General features: G+C 38.2%; 15 protein-coding genes and 1 pseudogene. 7 read left to right on the plus strand and 9 right to left on the minus strand.

Annotation, left to right across the window (positions count from 1 at the left end):
- The first annotated feature begins 21 nt into the window (after positions 1-21).
- Positions 22-702, plus strand: a complete 681-nt coding sequence (locus KAI36_RS21900) for a response regulator transcription factor (protein ID WP_220026016.1) — start codon at positions 22-24, stop codon at positions 700-702.
- The gene (locus tag KAI36_RS21905; protein WP_220026017.1) at positions 695-1,843 is read left to right on the plus strand and encodes a sensor histidine kinase; all 1,149 of its coding nucleotides are present in this window, start codon (positions 695-697) and stop codon (positions 1,841-1,843) included. The genes KAI36_RS21900 and KAI36_RS21905 overlap by 8 nt, the downstream gene beginning before the upstream one ends.
- Before the next feature lie 194 nt (positions 1,844-2,037).
- Here the strand turns inward: KAI36_RS21905 and KAI36_RS21910 are convergent, their stop codons facing one another.
- The 6 genes from KAI36_RS21910 to KAI36_RS21930 all read right to left on the minus strand — a co-directional run bounded on the left by KAI36_RS21910 (position 2,038) and on the right by KAI36_RS21930 (position 6,314).
- The gene (locus tag KAI36_RS21910; RefSeq protein WP_220026019.1) at positions 2,038-2,736 is read right to left on the minus strand and encodes a polysaccharide deacetylase family protein; all 699 of its coding nucleotides are present in this window, start codon (positions 2,734-2,736) and stop codon (positions 2,038-2,040) included.
- A 46-nt stretch (positions 2,737-2,782) separates the two neighbouring features.
- A complete protein-coding gene (locus KAI36_RS21915; protein WP_258297057.1) occupies positions 2,783-3,502 on the minus strand; it encodes a glycosyltransferase in 720 nt (239 codons plus the stop codon).
- Entirely contained in the window at positions 3,448-3,840 is a 393-nt protein-coding gene (locus KAI36_RS27470; RefSeq protein ID WP_258297056.1) for an MGDG synthase family glycosyltransferase, read from the minus strand. Before KAI36_RS27470 ends, KAI36_RS21915 begins: the two co-directional genes overlap by 55 nt.
- 675 nt (positions 3,841-4,515) lie before the next feature.
- The gene (locus tag KAI36_RS21920) at positions 4,516-5,112 is read right to left on the minus strand and encodes a DedA family protein (protein ID WP_220026020.1); all 597 of its coding nucleotides are present in this window, start codon (positions 5,110-5,112) and stop codon (positions 4,516-4,518) included.
- Positions 5,113-5,658, minus strand: coding sequence for a class I SAM-dependent methyltransferase (locus KAI36_RS21925; protein WP_220028186.1), 546 nt, complete (start codon positions 5,656-5,658; stop codon positions 5,113-5,115).
- 65 nt (positions 5,659-5,723) lie between these two features.
- Positions 5,724-6,314 carry a DedA family protein gene (locus KAI36_RS21930; protein ID WP_220026021.1) on the minus strand — a complete coding sequence of 197 codons (591 nt, stop codon included), beginning with the start codon at positions 6,312-6,314 and terminating at the stop codon, positions 5,724-5,726.
- 931 nt (positions 6,315-7,245) lie between these two features.
- On the opposite strand from KAI36_RS21930, the gene KAI36_RS21935 reads away from it, so the two are divergent.
- The 4 genes and pseudogenes from KAI36_RS21935 to KAI36_RS21950 form a co-directional block, all read left to right on the plus strand.
- Positions 7,246-7,812, plus strand: a complete 567-nt coding sequence (locus KAI36_RS21935; protein WP_220026022.1) for a class I SAM-dependent methyltransferase — start codon at positions 7,246-7,248, stop codon at positions 7,810-7,812.
- Positions 7,813-7,976: 164 nt separating this feature from the next.
- A complete protein-coding gene (locus tag KAI36_RS21940; RefSeq protein WP_023990458.1) occupies positions 7,977-8,657 on the plus strand; it encodes a response regulator transcription factor in 681 nt (226 codons plus the stop codon).
- A complete protein-coding gene (locus KAI36_RS21945) occupies positions 8,650-9,753 on the plus strand; it encodes a sensor histidine kinase (protein WP_220026023.1) in 1,104 nt (367 codons plus the stop codon). The genes KAI36_RS21940 and KAI36_RS21945 overlap by 8 nt, the downstream gene beginning before the upstream one ends.
- 394 nt (positions 9,754-10,147) lie before the next feature.
- Positions 10,148-10,372, plus strand: a pseudogene (locus KAI36_RS21950) (phosphatidylglycerol lysyltransferase domain-containing protein); the annotation flags it as partial.
- A 383-nt stretch (positions 10,373-10,755) separates the two neighbouring features.
- Here the strand turns inward: KAI36_RS21950 and KAI36_RS21955 are convergent.
- The 3 genes from KAI36_RS21955 to KAI36_RS21965 all read right to left on the minus strand — a co-directional run bounded on the left by KAI36_RS21955 (position 10,756) and on the right by KAI36_RS21965 (position 14,668).
- Positions 10,756-12,237 (minus strand): glycoside hydrolase family 32 protein, encoded by a 1,482-nt coding sequence (locus KAI36_RS21955; RefSeq protein ID WP_220026024.1) that lies wholly within the window; start codon positions 12,235-12,237, stop codon positions 10,756-10,758.
- A gap of 11 nt (positions 12,238-12,248) precedes the next feature.
- Positions 12,249-13,484: an MFS transporter gene (locus tag KAI36_RS21960; RefSeq protein ID WP_220028187.1), complete on the minus strand. Its 1,236-nt coding sequence runs from the start codon at positions 13,482-13,484 to the stop codon at positions 12,249-12,251.
- 200 nt (positions 13,485-13,684) lie between these two features.
- A complete protein-coding gene (locus KAI36_RS21965) occupies positions 13,685-14,668 on the minus strand; it encodes a LacI family DNA-binding transcriptional regulator (RefSeq protein WP_029515909.1) in 984 nt (327 codons plus the stop codon).
- A gap of 799 nt (positions 14,669-15,467) precedes the next feature.
- Between KAI36_RS21965 and KAI36_RS21970 the strand changes: the two genes are divergently transcribed.
- Positions 15,468-15,890 (plus strand): GNAT family N-acetyltransferase, encoded by a 423-nt coding sequence (locus KAI36_RS21970; RefSeq protein WP_220026025.1) that lies wholly within the window; start codon positions 15,468-15,470, stop codon positions 15,888-15,890.
- The last annotated feature ends 43 nt before the right edge of the window (positions 15,891-15,933 follow it).

Here is a 15,933-nt window from a genome sequence, read left to right on the forward strand (position 1 = left end):
ATAGGAAAGGGGTATCATGTAATGGATACAATACTTGTTGTAGGTGACGATACAGAGATTCGAGATGTCATTCACGTTTATTTGCGCAATGAAGGATACTTTGTCATAGAAGCTGCAAATGGTATGGAAGCGTTAGATTTAATAAGATCAATCTCTTTCGAACTTGTCATCTTAGATATTATGCTGCCACAGATGGATGGCATTAATGCTTGCATTAAAATAAGGGAAATATCGAACACCCCCATTATCCTGCTATCGGCAAAGGAAGAAGATATTGATAAAATTGTGGGTCTTACTCCCGGTGCGGACGATTACATGATAAAACCCTTTAATCCGTTAGAATTACTCGCTCGAGTAAAAGCTCATTTGCAGCGACAATCATTAATAGGAAAAGAAGAATTTAATTCTCTTATATTCTTCAAAGATCTTGTTATCGATAAGACTAAACATTCCGTTACATTGAAAGAAAATAACATTTCGCTGAACCCTCTTGAGTTTTCAATTCTAGAGTTGCTTGCAAGCCACCCTGGGCAGGTATTTAGCTTTGATAAGATTTACGAAAGTGTGTGGAAAGATCCTATTGGGTATTCCGATAATACCGTGAAGGTCCATATTCGTAATTTACGAGAGAAATTAGAGGAATCCCCCAGAGATCCTCAGTATATTAAAACAGTTTGGGGAGTTGGTTATAAAATTGACTGAAAATGTGCAAAAGCCAAAACGAAAAAAAAGGATGATTCAGGTCAATATTTTAATCAGAATGATGCTAAGTCTTATTTTCACCACAACCATAAATAACATGTTCATTTTACTTTTACTGGAGATTGGCTATGGCATGAAATCCGAGTGGCTCCTCAATTTCATTCCGTATATTTTCCCCCCCTTGTTTATGGTTTTCTTTATTATTACTTTCCTCGCTTTGACTCGACGAATCGTAAGAGACTTAATTTCGTTGGAGCAGGGGCTTCAAATTATATCCGAGGGTAATTTAAACTATCGAGTACCTGTCATGCGAAAAGATGAACTCGGGAGGGTTGCGTTTAATATCAACTTGATGGCGGAACGTCTGCAACAGCAGATCGAAAAGGAACGTAAACTAGAAAACTCCAAGTTGGAGATGATAACAGGCATATCACACGACTTGCGTACGCCACTTACAAGTATTATTGGCTATATAGAACTTTTAAGAACAAATTCATTTCAGAATAAAGATGAATATACGCGATTTGTTCAAAACACTTATAACAAAGCTATTCATTTAAAAAAATTGCTCAATGATTTGTTTGAATATACCCGACTTACTTCGGTCGATACCCGCCTGGACCTAAATAAGATCGATGTATTCCAGCTTCTAGATCAATTAGTTTTTGAATTTGAACCGATCGCTCAAGAGAACGGTATCAATATTATTAAAGATTTAGGTAACTCTCCTATTATAACCGTTATTGACAGTGAAAAAATTGCCAGAGCAATCGATAATCTACTCATGAATGCCCTTAAGTACTCTGTAAAGCCGGGAACCGTTCGTATTTTAATGAAGTTGGATAATAAGCAAATTAGTATTGAGATCGAAAATAAAGGGAATCCCCTCACACAAGAGCAAGAAAATAAACTCTTCAATCGTTTTTATAAAGTAGACCATTCAAGAAGTAGTGAAGGCATTCAAACGGGAGCAGGTCTGGGTCTTTCTATTGCTAGAAACATTATTGAGTTGCATGGAGGAACCTTAACGCTCAATCATATAAATAACATATTTAAATTTACTCTTACTTTGCCTTTCGAAAGAGTTCTGACCAGTTCCATTGGATCAGAAGAAGGCCACTCCAGCAACCTTGATGTATAAGTTAAAAAACTTAAGCCCCCATCAATACTTTGTCCCGGGCTTAAGTTTTGATTTTTAGTATCAAAATTAAACTTACTCTGTTTCCTTAAGTATAATCTTCGAGAGTGCTGACAGATAATGTGTTTATGTAAAACAAAAAAGCCGCGCTTATCACGGCCGTACCATAATTAATGCTCATATATTTAGCCTGTTCATTATGCAGCTCTTTTCTCATCTACTCTCTGAAAACAATATCCCGTATATAATGCTTCAATGATAAATTCATTTAATGCCTCCAACATGTATGCAGGTGCATCCCTGTCTGCTCCAAACGTTTGCCCGCTATCATGAAGAACGATAACAGCTCCACCCTTTAGCTTGGACAGCAGCCTTTGCTTAATTTTTTGCTTGCCGCCAGAGCTCTTCCAGTCACCTACAATAACAGACCAAAGAATCATGCGAAATTGCTTCATCAAAAAAAAATCAAATAGGTTAATGATTCCCCACGGGGGCCGATAATAGAAGGCTTTCTCTCCAATAATACGATTAATGACATTGGCCGTTTTGTTTACCTGCTCGCGAACCCTCTTAGGACTCATTAAAGCATTTGACCAATGTACATAATTGTGGATTCCGACAAGATGCCCTTCATTGTGCATCCGTTGGATTAAATCGGGATATTTCTCTGCTTTGCGACCAAGGACAAAAAAGGTACCCTTTATATTATATTTCTTTAATAAATCAAGCAAAAGAGGCGTGAATTCTGGGTCCGGACCGTCATCAAAAGTTAAGGCAATGGGCTGCTCGCCCGTTCCCCTTTTATAAACTCCGATTCCAAATAGTCGGATTATAAGGGTCGGGATAATCGTGTATACGAGTAATGCACTAATGAGAATTATCAATGCCTGCTTCATGATCCTGCTCCTTTTTAACAGTAATAAATCCATGCTTGCCTTTTATCTAGGAGCATATCTTTATTTCACTGGATCTATTATTCATTGCAATAGTTCCAAAAATAACTTCTAATGAAGCAAACGCGGACTCTTTAGGATGGATCTGTTTAGTATTTTCTATCATATGTTGAAGAAGTTTTGCATCATCTAGTAATTCCGATAGGCGCTCGGTTAGATCCCCAGATGTCTCTGCATGAATGGCTACCCTAGAACGAACTAAAAATTTGGCATTATCCTGTTCTTGACCAGGGATTGGTTTACAAAGTAGCATCGGCAGTTCCATAGCAATCGCCTCAAAAGTCGTGACTCCTCCTGGTTTGGTAATCATAATATCAGATATAGCCATTAACTCATGAACATAGTTAATATAACCTGTTAAATAGATGCGATGTTTGGAAATTTTCAGACTCTCATTCAATTTCATTCGAAGTTTTTCATTATGCCCACAAACAATGATGAATTGTACAGGCTGTGACAATAGATCAAATTTCTGAATAGTAGAGCTTCCATCACCAATCATGCCGCAACCTCCTCCCATCACAAGCACAGTAGGCATATGAGGATCTAAACCATACTTCTTAGCTGTTTTCTCTCTTTCTATGGACTGAGAAAATTGCTGACGAATGGGAATTCCCGTATCTGCAATCCGAGTCTCTTCAACACCTAATTGTATTAAAGAATCACGTACACTTCTGGAACCCACAATATATTGATCTGTAAGGTGCATACTACAATAGCTGGCTGTATTTCATTAATCAATTTCATCATTCGTCCGATTCCTGTAGAAAAAATGGTCTTTATAATATAGGATAGGGTGTTTTGTCTCCGCGTTTTCTGATATAGATATCCATAAACTTGAGGGAATGTTTTTACGGCTTGGAGATAAACATTTCGACTCAAATGATTTATATAAGGATGGACCCATTCCATAAAATCAATAATGACAGGTTCCATATGAGGAAATCGAATTTGCATCGCATCTTGTATTGCTTGGGCTACTTGAATGTGACCATCTCCATAATTTCCGGTAAGAATCAACATTTTTTCTTTCGTTCCTTTTTTCATGGAACACAGCTCTCCTTTTCAAAAAATCAAATCTCAGAAACTGTTAAGAATTACCTTCCTTTTATGTTAAGAGAAATCGGCATAAACTGAAGGCACAGAAAGGATGCTTTCATATGCCCAAGAAATGATTCTTATTATTGATGGTGAAATGAAATTCGGGAGTTGGTGGGGGTATATCTGACTATGACGATTAATATTTTTAAATCAGCAGTTCGCCTTATGTGAAAACCGTTTGAGCTGCTAGAATATATAGCAACAGTGAAATCATAACTTTGTTGTATTTCCTTTAAATCTATCAAAAGTGAACTTGCGAACCTTCGGCCAAATCAAAAATGTATTTAAACATGTGTCGGGTCAGTTTAAAAAAAGAAAATAATAAAGGCTGGTCTAGCTTTAGAAAAAAACATCCCGCTTGTAATCGATTTACAAACAAATTGATACAAGTTATTACAATGGCGAAACTGAGATATGCAATGACGAGACTGAAAACTAACGCCAAAAAAATCTCAAAGCAAACATTTCTTTTGCCGTTTATCAGTTTCAATTCTCTACCCAACTCCCCAAACGGTTTTTATATATCGCGGCTCTCTTGGGACATCATCTATTTACTCGTGTAAATTCAGAATTTAAACTACTACCGTATTATCTAAATTTCCTAAAGGTTGATTCCACACATCACGCTTTGCTCCTTTTCCGACTTTTAAGAATCATGAATATGACAATTCCTATGATTAAGGCAAGTCCCACATATATACCGTAGTGATAAATCACTGTCCCGATTGTTTCCACATGACCACCTGCAAATTGGCCAACTACAAAAAAGACAGACGTCCAAGCAAGCCCGGCTGTATAGGAATAAAGGATATAACGGCGAAATGACATTTTATTAATTCCGACTAAATAGGGAACAATATGCCTCACCACCGGAAAAAAGTAGCTAAAACTCAATGCAATATTTCCATATTTATTTAGAAGGTGTTCTGATGTTTGTATATGCTTCCCCAATTTTTTTTTATGGCGAAGTTTATCCAGCACCGGCGAACCGAAAAACCTGCCTAGAATATAACCAAGAGATAGCCCGGAGATAACTCCTAAATAAGTGATAATAAATGCTGGGAAATAATGGAGTATTCCTACTTTACTAACGGCTCCGCCGGTCATAACGACAACCTCGTCCGGTATTGGCATTCCAACAATTCCGAGCCATAATGCAAAGAATAAAGCAGCATAACCAAACTGCGCAATCCAATGAATAAGTGTGTCATAACTCACTTAAATCCCCTCCTTCTTACGGCATGTATAAACAAAAGCAGGAGGAAAATTGAGGGGCACAAAATTGATTTTATCAATAATGAATTTCTCAGATAAATGTTTCTTCATCTGAAGGGAGTATTGAAAAGCGATAAATTTGCCCTCTGGTTTTAAGGCTTCGGTAATTTGATGGAGTAAAGTTTCTCTTAATTCGCTCTTAAAATTAAAAAAGGGTAATCCGCTAATAATACAGTCCAACGGATTTATGCCTTGTTGATTCATTATTTTTGTTAAATGACAAGCGTTTGAATGACATGAGAAGTTTGGGTAGGTTGTTTGCAAAACCCTCCTCATCTTATCGTCCATTTCAAACAATAACACCTTAGCAGATCGATTTACTCGCAGTTCGATAAAGCGTGTGATAGCTCCTGTGCCAGAACCGAATTCTGCAATTGTGCTCACATCATCCCATGACACAGATTGAACCATTTTACTCGCCAGAAACCGTGAACTGGGCAAAATACTTCCGACTCGCTTTGGATTTTTAATAAATCGTTGCAAGAACATTGCATACTGATTTGAAATCAAATGACTCTCCCCCTTTCATCTATTTTTTTCATTTGTCCACCAGCTTATGCAGTAAGGTCGGATAATTTCGACTTGAACCACTTGGTTGTGATAAAGGTGCCAACGGCTATGATTAAAGCAACCACGGCCAATTTAGGATCGATCAAATCTAGCAAATTCAATATATAATGTCCAAGGAACTTGCCAAAGGCAAAGAACGTTGCGGTCCAAATAAACGCGCTGGAATACGAAATCAAAGCAAACTTCTTGTATGAGATACCGTTTAGACCAACGAATACAGGCAAAATATACCGAACGACTGGTATGAAATGTCCAAGACACATTGCGATATCTCCGTGTTGTTCAAAAAATTTCTCTGCTTTTTGAAAATGACGGTTGTTTTGAAACTTTAGTTTGAATTTTTCTCCAAAGATTCTGCCCGCAACATAAGCAATTGTAATTGCTGTAAATAAGCCAGCGAGGATAACAATATATACAATCCACGGGTTTAAAGCTCCGTTGTTACTCAAAATTCCACCTGTTAGTATGGTTATTTCATTTGGAACCGGGACGCCGAATGGGCCTAGACAGAAGGCTAAGAAAAAAAAGAGATATCCATAATGATCGACTAGCTGTAAGACGATATCGCTAATCATGTTCTAACCTCCTCGTTAATGTCGATGAAAGTATATTATTATAAAAATCTTAGGAGCTTATAGGGATATTTCTAAAGAAATTCTGAAGTAATGCAAAAACGCCTTCAATTCTCCCCTCCAAGCCATGGCTTGACACCTTAAACTGTTTTTACGCCGAATGTAGGAAAGGTCTGATCAGCTTTTAACCAAGCTAATTAGACCTCAACTTTATCCTAACACTTTGGTAATTCTACTTCTTTAGCACTGATGGAAATTGAAAAAGAGAGAATTCTCTCCTATTCCCACTCGTACTGACATTGAAAGAATGATAATAGCAATTAGTTATCTTCTGATCAAAGTTATTAAGTACTCCACTGAGCCCGGGATCATTCACCTTGTAATGAAGTGTAACAAAGGCATCCCATTTTGAGAGTGAAAGCAAAGCTTCACCCTACATACAAGTAGAAGAAAATACACGATCACAAACATCCTCCTCCCCAACATTATGAAGGGATACAAATTAGAGTAGCGCTTGGCCTTTCTATAGCCATAAATATCATTGAATTGCGTGGCGAAACAGTTTGCCCTTATAAAAAAGCCTTACCGACTTGGTCGGTAAGGCTTTTTGGGTTGGATGATATAGATTTTAAACCTTCTATAGATGAATCTTTAGATTTTCTTTAGAAATATACTCATTAATTCCTTAGTTTTTTTCATTATGATTTCTGTATCGAAATAATAAAGAGGTGCAGAAATAGAGGGGATTGGGCCATGTGCATCGATATGTTCTTCCCAATCGTACGACATTTCCTCCTTATGTCTTTACTTCAATTTTCTCATTTTTAATCGTTTCGGTATCCATCCGTTTCGATAAAAGAAATAAATTTGTTTAATATTTGTGCCATATTCAGCATTGTTCCTGACAATAAAAACAGTAATGGAGGAAAATCAGTTGAAACTTAATGAATACTTTTTATTTTTGCAAAGCTTTATTCGCAGCCCAAGAAATGTAGGCAGTGTTATACCAAGCTCCCGATTTCTAGCGACCAAAATGGCGAAACAAGCCCCCTGGAACGAGATTAAGGCAGTCGCAGAACTCGGATCGGGTACAGGTGCTATCACCCGTTTTATCAACGCCCAGGTGAGCGAACCCACGAAAGTATTATTGTTTGAGATGAATGAGACTATGAGGAATAATTTACAGACAGAATACCCAGACTTCTCCTGTCATCCGAACGCTGCTCAGTTAGTAGAAGCAATGAAGCAAGAGAACATTCATCAGCTAGATTGTATTTTTAGCGGACTACCTTTTTTTAATTTTGAGCGTGAATTGAGAGATACCTTGGTTGAACAGATCTATAAAGCACTCAAACCTGGAGGCTTGTTTATCGCCTTTCAATATTCGCTTCAAATGAAAAAGCAGCTTTCCGAAAAATTTATCATTGAAAAAATTGATTTAGTGCCTTTCAATATCCCTCCCGCTTTCGTTTACGTCTGTCGCAAAAAGGAAACAATTTAAATGATGATGACACTTTAATTCACTCCATTAAATGTTTCGCTTATGCATATGTAGAAAAAGTGAAGACTTTACCTTATCATCAAGATATCTATACTAGTTGCAGTAATTTCAGGAACCTTAGATACCCTAATTCTACCAAGTCAAAAAAGAAGGAGCAGTCAGTAATGAATACCATTCTTGTTGTGGATGATGATTCCGAGATTCGGGATGTCATTCATGTATATCTTCGTAATGAAGGATACCATGTAATTGAAGCAGCCGATGGTGAAGAAGCCCTGGATGCCATAAAGACAACACCGATTCAACTGGTTATCCTGGATGTCATGATGCCACGAATGGATGGAATCAGAGCATGCCTTAAAATAAGGGAAATATCGAATACTCCGATTATCATGCTGTCAGCCAAGGAAGAAGATATTGATAAAATTAACGGATTGACCACTGGGGCCGATGACTACATGATTAAACCGTTCAATCCATTAGAATTGCTTGCTCGCGTAAAAGCGCAGCTACGTCGTCAAACATTAATAGGAAAAGAAGAATTTAATTCCCTTATTCTTATTAAAGACCTGATCATCGATAAGAGTAAACATTCCGTGAAGTTAAAGGGCAACGAAATTTCGTTGACTCCTCTTGAGTTTGCTATTCTGGTCTTGCTTGCCAGCCATCCTGGGCAGGTTTTTAGTTCGGAGCACATTTACGAAAATGTGTGGAAGGCGCCATACGGATTTTCTGATAATACCGTAATGGTTCATATTCGTAATTTACGAGAAAAATTAGAGCAGTTCCCAAGAGATCCTCAGTATATTAAAACGGTGTGGGGAGTTGGCTATAAAATTGAATAAACATGTACAAAAGTCAAAACGAAAAAAACGAATTCAAGTCAACATTTTAATCAGAATGGTGCTAAGTTTTATTATCGCCATTGCTATAAATGATATTCTCATTTTACTTTTCTTGAAAATTAGCAGTGCTATGGAATGGCATTGGTTTCGCAATTTTTTTCCTTATCTTCTTACCCCCTTGTTTATGGTAACGTTTATTTTTACTTTTTTAGTTTTGACACGGCGAATCGTTAGAGACTTAATTACATTGGAGCAAGGGCTTCAGATTATTTCCGAAGGTAATTTAAAATATCGGGTACCTGTTGTTCGGCAAGATGAACTTGGACGTGTTGCGCTCAACATCAATCGAATGACAGAACGTTTAGAGCAACAGATTGTAAAAGAACGTGAAATAGAGAAATCCAAGATGGAGTTGATCACAGGTATTTCACATGACTTGCGCACGCCTCTGACAAGCATTATCGGCTATATCGAGCTTTTAAGAACAGACTCATATCAGGATAAAGATGAATATACGCGCTTTGTTCAAAACACCTATAACAAAGCAATTCATTTGAAGAAGTTGCTCGATGACTTGTTCGAATATACTCGGCTCACTTCTGTCGATACCCACTTAAATCTCAGAAGCATCAATTTATTTCAACTCTTGGATCAATTGCTATTCGAGTTCGAACCCATTGCTGAAGAAAACGGTGTATATATCGTGAAAGATATCGGTGACTCCCCGATCGTTGCCTCCATTGACAGCGATAAAATTGCTAGAGCAATCGATAATCTTCTCATGAACGCCTTAAAGTATTCCTTGAAGCCGGGAAGCATTTGCATTCGACTGAAAACGAGCCCTGAGCAAATTACGATTGAGGTCGAAAATAAAGGAGCTCCTCTCACGCAAGATCAAGAGGAGAAGCTATTTGATCGTTTTTATAAAGTTGACCATTCAAGAAGTAGCGAAGGTATTCAAACAGGAGCAGGACTGGGCCTTTCCATTGCTAGAAATATTGTTGAGTTACATCAAGGTACCTTAACGCTTAATCATAGTAATAACGTATTTACATTCCAATTGAAATTGCCTTTTGAAATTAGCTCAAGTAGCTAACCGTGTCAATTAAAGTTTTTTTAAAGACTTCTATGGAATGCGGAGAAGCTCCGCTTCCTAAACCTCTTATTTACTTACTGCTTTAAATACAAATCACTCAAAACATTTCTTTAAAATTCTATGACAGTATCATTAATTGAAGCGAAGTGCACCTAAACGCTCAAACTGATCCACGCTTGATCGATCACTCTTCTAATTTGTTGTAAATCCAATCTAATCTTTTGGCATACGAGTAAACTTCTCTTGCAAGCCTAAACTACCATGACTGCTTTTAGAAACAGGCTCTTAAGCAGCACTTATACCTGTATAATAGAGCGGTTTCATTGTAAGTTTTTTATAATGTTACCTATACGCATGCCCATATAACAAACGAATTAGACATAATTGCATCCCCCCGCTCTCCAGTGTGGGTGAGAATCAAAATGCACATCGTGAAGAAAAATTAGCGCGTCTGGTATTCCAATATGGCGGGAATTGGTATGGATTTGAAGGATTACACCGGTACAAAGAAAAATTCTCTCCTGAATGGCAAGCACGATATTTAGCTTATCCGGCAGGTATGGCACTTCCAATGCGTACACTTGATTTTGTCCGGTTGGTATCTCTTCTTCCGGAATAACCAGAACTAAAGATATTTATAACATCTAGTAGGATAAACGTCCTTTTCTATAAAATACACTGAGATAAGTATGTTCCACTGATTGTTATCAATACATAGATGTTAACTGTATATTCACGAGTGGGATTGCCCCATTAATAGTAATATTGATTTTGGAAAACGAATAGATTTATCAGTGAAATTAATTCATTTAGTTATTTATTTCATCATCTGTTTGCAAATTAATAAGGTGAACTTTTCAAATAAATCTCTTGGCTTAAACCCTGAAGACTTCTCGAACCAGTCCCTTGGAATTTTCCCCCTTCACACACTCTATCAAGGTATATATAGATTCCATATTCTTTCAGAGTATACATAATATGAACTACAATCTTTTCATTGAGTTATTCAGCTTGCCATATATCTTTCAATTTCCAATATGTCAGCCCATTTACTAGTGCCTCTCCACCCTCCGTTATGATTTCTATGCCTAGCAATTTCTCACTCGGATAGATGCGACTTGTCATCGTAGCTTGCCCTTCATTCGCAAACATTTCAATGGATGAGCGATCCAGATATACATGCAATGTCAGCTGTCCCTCAGCATTGAATGCTGTTTGACGTACTCCATCTGTCTTCTTACCTGATTTAGAACAATTAAGCATAAGTTTCTGCTCCGGAATAGAATATGTGATAACCGTTTCTTCTCGACCTGTTCCGCGAAACTTCAAGCCTACCAGGTCTGCACTTGACTTCGTGAGGTCGAACACTACCTTAACTTCAAGCAGATCGGCTTCAACTTCCTTGTAGTAACTTCCAGAAATAGCGCCATATTGATACAAAACATGTTTACTTTGACGAAGTAACTTCATTTCTTCAACTGGAGTCATCAGTACTTTATTATTGTCACCCAACGTAATTAAACGTGGGATCGTCATTGCTCCACACCAGCCATCTGCTTTCGTCGGCATATCCGATTCCCACATATCCATCCAGCCAAGCGCAATGCGGCGACCTTGATCATCTAGAAAAGTTTGAACCGCATAGAAGTCATGACCATTATCCAACTCGATGAACTCTCCATGCTTATATTCATTACTATCATAATTATATTCGCCAACATAATATCCCGTCTGGAACAAGTTATTGTACTTATCTCCTTGCGCATCAATACCTTGTGGGGAGAACATAAATATATGCTTACCGCTCAGTTCAAAGAAATCAGGGCACTCCCACATGAAGCCCATATTCTTATCTCCCTGCAGAAGCACACCATGATAGGTCCAAGTTCTAAGATCAGGAGATGTATATAGAATAACACGCGGCAGATCTTCTTTCGTGCTGTTACCTAGGATCATGTACCATGTATCCTCATGCTTCCATACCTTCGGATCACGGAAATGCTTGGAGCTATCTGTCGGAGGTTCAGCGATTACGGGATTCTGCCTTAGTTTTGTAAAATGAATGCCATCTGTGCTTACTGCCACATTTTGATTTTGGAAAAAGATATTGTTTGGTTGATCAATATAGTGATGTCCAGTATAGATCAATGTCAGTTCGCCGTTATTATCTACTGCACTTCCTGAGAAGCAGCCATCAAGGTCACACGCATCTCCAGGCGCTAATGCAATCGGACAATGCTCCCAATGTACAAGGTCTTTACTCTTCACGTGTCCCCAATGCATTGGACCCCAGTTCTCATCATAAGGATGATGCTGATAGAAGGCGTGATATTCACCTTCAAATTGAATTAATCCATTTGGGTCGTTAATCCAGTTTGCTGGTGCCATAATATGATAACCTAATCGGTACCGCTTGTTCATTTTTGCTTCTGCCTGTTTCAATGCTTCCTCAGCTTGCTTCGTATTGTTATTATATGTGTTCATTTGTCTTCCTCCTATGCTGTTTCAATATGCTTGTTAGGGTTGGGATCCAGATTTTTCGGTTCTTTCTTTAAGGTAAAGATTGAGATTGTTGTAAAGGCAAATACGAAAACACCCATAATCACGTACGTATTTGCAAAGCCTCTAATGTCATAAGACATACCGGCGATTGGCGAGAAGATCGAAGCTCCTACCTGACTCATAAACTGGTATCCCACCAAATATAAGATCGAAGACAGACGCGTATCGAAATTAGCAGCCAAGTACTTAAATACGGAGATCAGCATGATTGGCAGTTCCAATGCGTGAATCAATTTCATAGCGGAGATACCATAAGGTCCAATAACTAAGCCTGAACCCATGATCCGGAACGCCATCAAGAACCCTGCCAATATCAGACCCTTTTTTGCTCCAATTTTGTTGACAATGAAAGGCTCTAAGAACATCATACCTGCTTCCAAGAACACTTGTAGGGAATTTAAGTAACCGTAAACTTGATTGCCTAAAGCAACCGTTGAGAACGTCGATGAAAAGTAATTCGGGAACTGCTGGTCATACACATTGTAAATACAGGTAACACCAAGAACATATAAAATGAAGAACCACAAATGCTTATTTGCAAACAAATAGCCGATTTGCTTAAAGTTAACGGACTCTGCTCGCTCCATCTCGGAATCTGTCATTTCAACTTTAATTGTCATCGTAATGATAAACAGAATGACAGCAGATACTGATGCAATCCAGAAGTTAATGTTAGAGTTGATATTGAAGAGCTGACCAGCAAAAAATGTTGCTGCTGCCCAACCTAGCGAGCCCCACATACGAGATTTTCCATATTCAAAGTCATATTTTCGGCTGACTTTCTCGACATAAGATTCGATGGCTCCGATCCCTGCCAAAAAAGAAATACCCAAGTATAATCCACCTACAATTGCGCCGAGGAATACATTGTATTGAAGTAACGGCCCATAGATAAAGATATAGAAAGGACCAACAAATAAGAGCAAAGAACTGATTAGAAATAAAATATGCTTCTTTAATCCGATTTTATCAGATATATAGCCATAAAGCGGTTGCATACATAGCGCAAAGATAGCGTTTACAGTAAAGATAACACCTGTTTCAGCACCATTCAGACTGATTTCTTGCCCTAGCCAGATGGAGAACAATGAATAACTTGCTGACCAAGTAAAGAAGAAAAAGAAGAAATAGGCACTTAGTTTCCAGTACATGCTCTTTGACTTTCTCATATCGAACGCTCCTCTAAGTTGAACATTTAATGTAAATGAAAGCACTTCCGTATTTACAGATCGATTATATGTCAACCGCTTTCATATGTCAACCGCTTGACATATTTCCGAAAGAAAAAGAGCTCTCCTCTTTGATTTCAATTACTCTAATAAGGATAGCTCCACCTTATATCACAATGCTGAGAACTATGGAAATTGTATTAAGCTGTACTAGCTTCAATCAGTTTCACTGGTAGATAGGTTTCTCGCGGGACATCACTGAATCCACCTTCAATTTCTTTAATAAGTAACTCTATAGAAGATCTCGCGATCTCCTGTATTGGTTGCTGAATTGTCGTTAATTCAGGGAGAAGATTGCGGGTTGTTTCTGTTCCGTCATATCCAATTACGCGAATATCTTCAGGAACACGTTTTCCTCTTCTTCTTGCTTTAGCAATAAAAGACGCAGCCACCAAGTCATTACTCGCAAACAATCCATCTACTTCAGGATGTTCATCGAGCAAGCGTTTAATCGGTTCATCGTGATTCTGTTGGTGGAAGGGATCATGTACTTCATAGGTAATTGCCTTTCGACCATACTGCTCCATCACATCTTCATATGCTTTTCTTCTTAAGCTTGCCGGTGTCTCTAATTCAACAGGGCCATTTATGTGTAAGATATGCTTGCACCCCTTTTCAATAAGCAGTTCTGACGCCAGCTTTCCACCCATATAATTATCCGATCCTACAACTGGGATTGAATCGGATAGGAAGCGATCGATCGCAATGACGGCAATATTCTTCTGTTCATAATTTACGATACCTCGGTTGTGTGTACCAACGATAATACCGTCAACTTGATTTCGCATAAGCATATCCACATAAGATTCTTCTTTATCCAGCTGATTCAAACTGTTACAAAGCAATAGCTTATAGCCTAATGACGCACAAATATTCTCTATATGAAAAGTCAGCTCTCCGAAAAATGGGTTGCTTGTAGTTGGAATGATTAATCCAATCAGATTTGTTCGTTTACTAAATAATGACCGAGCCACATCATTTGGAAAATAATTCAACTCCTGCATCGCTTTATGAACTTGATCCTTCGTTTCTTGACTGATATAGCCACGATTATTAAGTACGCGAGAAACCGTAGTCGGTGAAACTCCAGCTAATTGTGCAACATCGTTAAGTTTTGGTTTCATTGATTCTCCCTGCCTTCTCTCCATGCCATATCTCTAATTATTTTTTTCATTTTAACATGGTTAAATGGGAAAAAACATGCTTGAGCAATCTTATGGATTATTCTTCAGATTTGTCCCCCTATAAGAATCTCTTTGGCGACAGAAGAACGAATAGGATAATACGTAAATATATTGTTAGCTGATGTCTCGTACATCTTGCTCTTCATATGTTACAACAACCTTCTAAATTTCTTCTGTGTCCCTCTTAGTGAATTGAGGTTTCAGAAATTTGAGAAGTGTACATCCCGTTCTCATTAAAAAATGTTTTGGATATCTCACTTCAAAGCGAAGCGATCTCTTTGGGGGGTGTTGTCGGATGATACTTAGAATTATCGATAGCTCCCTTTCTTGAAGCCTTGTTTTTTTCGAGGGAGAGCTCTCCCATGCGGTGGTCAAATCGTACTTGGAGGAATGCAGATCCCCCCTGTCGTGTCCCAATTCACTTTGCAAACATAAAAGCTCGGCTTTCTCTGAACATCATTAAACATTTAATCCCTCATTACTACATTGAGGATCAATGTAATCATGACGCTTATCATATAAGGTATGCAACGAATCCAAGAGGATAGAGATATCAAGAGTTACGAAAAAGTTATGCAGTCGATGAAATCAAAAAAAATTTGAACCTAAAGATTATTTTGATAGAATATTCAGGTAAACAGTGATATCTTCGACTGGACAATTGAATTTAAGATTACTACCTAAGCCGCGGTTGCTCATGGGTTTGCAACTCATCCTAATAATTATGAGGTGAACAGCATTGAATGCAAAAATAGTCATAACTGAGGAAGAACTCAAGGCAGCCTATCAAATCAGGAAAGCTGTATTTGTCGAAGAACAAGGAATTTCGCCCGAAGAAGAATTTGATGCCTATGATCAAGAAGCAGAGCATATGGTGATATGGGATCAAGGCCAGCCTGTAGGCGCCAGCAGATGGAGAATCGTAGATGGCATAGCTAAGTTTGAAAGAATATGTGTTGTAGCCAGCCACCGTAAGCACGGCGTTGGCAAAATGATCCTTGCATTCCTTGAGCAACATGCCCTAAACAAAGGCTTAAACCAAGCCAAGTTGCATGGACAGACACAAGCGGAACCTTTCTATCATAAACTAGGCTATCAAACTGCCTCAGAGGTTTTCATAGAGGATGGACTGCCTCATGTATTACTGGTCAAACAGCTTTAAGGTCAGTAAAAAAGAGGTTCAGGGGATTTCCTCCTGAGCCTCT

It is taken from the genome of Paenibacillus sp. S02, from assembly GCF_019454065.1.
In the GTDB taxonomy this organism is placed as follows: Bacteria; Bacillota; Bacilli; order Paenibacillales; family Paenibacillaceae; genus Paenibacillus; species Paenibacillus polymyxa_B.